At 38.2% G+C, this 3,518-nt stretch carries 4 protein-coding genes; all 4 read right to left on the bottom strand.

What is annotated here, in order from left to right:
- Positions 1-429 precede the first annotated feature (429 nt).
- Positions 430-843 (bottom strand): NirD/YgiW/YdeI family stress tolerance protein, encoded by a 414-nt coding sequence (locus tag AC4GME_RS17375; RefSeq protein ID WP_490379893.1) that lies wholly within the window; start codon positions 841-843, stop codon positions 430-432.
- 370 nt (positions 844-1,213) lie between these two features.
- Positions 1,214-1,936, bottom strand: a complete 723-nt coding sequence (locus AC4GME_RS17370; protein WP_490378535.1) for a glycosyltransferase — start codon at positions 1,934-1,936, stop codon at positions 1,214-1,216.
- A gap of 417 nt (positions 1,937-2,353) precedes the next feature.
- Positions 2,354-2,527, bottom strand: a complete 174-nt coding sequence (locus AC4GME_RS17365; protein WP_490378536.1) for a hypothetical protein — start codon at positions 2,525-2,527, stop codon at positions 2,354-2,356.
- Positions 2,528-2,739: 212 nt separating this feature from the next.
- Positions 2,740-3,518: LssY C-terminal domain-containing protein (locus AC4GME_RS17360; RefSeq protein WP_490379892.1), on the bottom strand; the 779-nt coding region annotated here is incomplete at its 5' end.

Genomic DNA, 3,518 nt, shown 5'->3' with positions numbered 1-3,518 from the left:
GAATAAATTAGGCTCGCTTTATTAAACGTGAACTACTTGTTCATCTTCCATTCATATTTCAAAAAAAAACACAAAACACTTACAAAACAATAAATTACAGAGTTTATTTTTTAATGAAAAAGAAAATGATTAAAGATACGGATACAAAAAAAAACCAGTACATAATATGAACTGGCTTTTATCGGTGGTAAAAGAGATGGTTACAGGTTGACAGCAATAACAAGACCCACTGTCCCTCTCTTATAATGTACTGCTTTAGTGATCAGATAAATCGTTAATACGCCCAAATGCCTACAGCTAACAAATCAGTCAAAAAGTTAACCAGGTTGAACCAGATAGTTTCACATAGGGCGATAAAAAGTAGTTCAAACATAACCTATTCCTTGTTGACTGTTTCTTGCATTTATCAGGCGCAAGGCTGCTAACTCATTAATCAGCTTTGATTACTTCTAGTCTGTCTACATCAAAAATCAGACCAACATCTTCATAATCCGCTTCGCCATAGAACAGCACAGTATCTTGTGCCGTGATATCGACGCCGTTAAACAAGTTCGCGTTGATATCTACAATAATGCTGCCGGTATCATCTGCGATAGTGTAACTGTCTCTATTAATCTGGTTTTGGATGTGACCTTTCAGTACATACTCCTTCTCGTCAGCTTTCGCACCAGTGAGCACCATATCGAACAACCCGCTGCTTTCACCTAAATCTGTTTCGCTTTTGAACTGTGCGATAGTAATGTGCGGTGCGCCGCTGTTTGCAGCTTGTGCACCAACAAAAGCTGCATTAGCGTTAGCAGCAAATAACATAGGCAGAGCGATTAAAGGTAGTAATTTTATCATGGTCAATTCCTCAGGTTTAAGTTTTAAAAGAGTTGTTCTCAACAACATGGGGCTATCATAAGCGTCGTCGTCTTTACCTGAAGTGAACTACTTGTTCATCTTCCATTCACGTTTATAACCCCTGCAGAAGAACAAGATAAACATCTTCTAAAACAATTGATTACAACAATTTATTGTTAATGGAATTATTTTAAAAGATGAATACAAAATTCAACAACAAGAATAGTAATCAGAATGCGGCTTATACTAATAAAGGCGGAATAGTAGATATGTTTTGCTATGTTACACAGGCGGCGGCATGCACGCCCCTGTAAATATTCATAATAAATGGGCCGGATTGTTAATATACCGGCCAGCTGTCATCAGTGATTTAGTTATAGTGACCAAACTTATACTCAATTTCGTTATTACGCATTTCTCCGCAAAAAAAACGACGAATATTAGCTTTTAAATAAATCCACCCGGTACTGAACATACCATCCTGCTCTAAACGTCTTGGGTCAAAACTAAATGTCATATTAAGATAACGAAAGCGTGTGATTTTAGACGCTTTCTTAACATAGTGGCAGTCTTCGCAAAGTATGATGTCTTCATCAAATCCGCCAATCTTATTATGTATCTCACGGCTAGAAAAAATACAAGCTCCCACAGCGGTTGGAAAGACGTACTGTGTTAACGCAAGTCCAATATTAAAAGCACCATAGGCAATGCGATGACGTAAGGCCAGTTCATCAGATCCCATGTACACCCCTGCCACTTCTAACTTCTTGTCAGATAACTGACACTGCGCATTTTCCAGAAAATTATCAGGTAAACGCACATCTGCATCTAAGAATAATATACGCTCGTGGCGTGCCAGACCGGCTCCCGTATTTCGCCCTAGGCTGACTCCCTTTGTATCCATACGATGAAGAGTTAAAGAAGGCAGTGTTGACACGTAGCCAGCCGCAACGTTAAGAGTGTTATCTGAGCTGTTGGAATCAACCACAATCACTTCGAAATTTTGCGAAGTCTGCTGACATAAGTCATCCAATAAGCGGGCGATACGTTTTTCTTCATTTAAAGTAATAATAACAATACTGATAGGCGGCATAATCTGTTCCTCATTTTTGAATATAAAATAGTGCTTTGCACAACATAGGGACATAATAAAGGCAGACTGTTTGACCTGAAGTGAACGGCCTGTTCATATTCCATTCACACAAATAAAAGACTTTAAAATCAATTTAGTGAAGTATTTTGTTATGTTTTTATTTTTGTTTTGCGTATTTGTCTGTAATAGATAATTATGTTGATGGGGATGGATATAGATTTTCGTGGGCAAAGACCCGCTAATAAGAATAAAGCCGCGAGCGGAAGAGAACCACTTTTAAACTAACAAGGATCTGCTTTGCTCTTGATAGAATAAGGAAAGTAGCAATAGATAGGGAAGGAAAATAACAAGGCTAATACATTCGAATGTACCAGCCTGTAATAATATTGATATCAGCAATATTTTAACTGTGATTAGTTAATCAAATTCAATTTCTAAACCATCATCAAAATCCACACCATCCATAAGCAGTTCAAAGAGAAACTCCACTGGTTCAAGTAATATATCGAATATAACATCAACGACTTCAAAAACTATATTAAGGCAAAAAAGGGCTGCAAATAGGATGATTAAAATTGTTAAAATTTTCATGGTAAATTCCTCGTTAGGTTAGGTAATGCTGCATTTCTTAGTATGAAAGCATCATAAGCGAAGCTCCTTTTACCAGAGGTGAATTCACTGTTCATTTTCAGTTCACGCAAACACACCTGTCAATTAACTATTCAATAACAGCCGGCTAAGATAGTGGATAGGATTGTTTTCCTGTATTTTTAATGCCGCTTAGCACTATGGTTATGCTATCCCTAGATTTCTTCAATTAACAAAACGGAGCCGTCAGTAACGTATTCACGTCTTTCTGGCATTATATTTTCTTTTTCAGGAATCACCTTTTTGGTTTTCCAGTCATCTTGAGATATTTCTATCGAATGTTGTAATTGATTACGTTCTTTATCAACTTGCGGATCGGTATCATGCAGCATAGTTAACAGACCTCGATAGTGAGACAACTTTAAGCCGTCATCATAACTTAATGCTCCCACCCAGATATCTTGTCCAGATTGTTTAGACTGCCCGGCGTGCCACCAGCGGATATGACTACGGCTGGTTAATGTCCCCTCTAACTGCCACGCTTGCCATTGGGATTGCCCATTCCAGTATAAGTCAGAGATAGGCGGCATATCCTGCTGTAATAGATCTAGGTAATCTGAAAATGAGATGCTGTCTCTACTGAAGGTTTTGTTACGCTTCCAGCCTAGTTCTGTCATCAGCTCATCAGGTTTATTCCCGACTAACAGCACGTTTATTGCCTGTGCTGGATAAATATTAGACCGACCTGGGTATGCACTATAATCTATTTCGTTAAGCGATAAAGGCACGGTTGCGATCACCGGCTTCACCCGATTATCTTTAATAAAAAAATGGTAATAATTAAGCGTTAGCAGCCCAATAACAAACACTGCAAAAGTTTTCGACCGCAAATAACCTGCTTTTTTGCTTCGCAGGCAGTAGTAAAAGACACAAGCTAAAGCGGTTAAAACGATTAATGCAGCATGCTCCAGCAGTAATATTTTAATCTCTTGAA

It is taken from the genome of Psychromonas sp. (assembly GCF_983033635.1).
The sequence above is the reverse complement of the archived record's forward strand: the minus strand, read 5'-3'. Positions and strand labels throughout refer to the sequence as shown.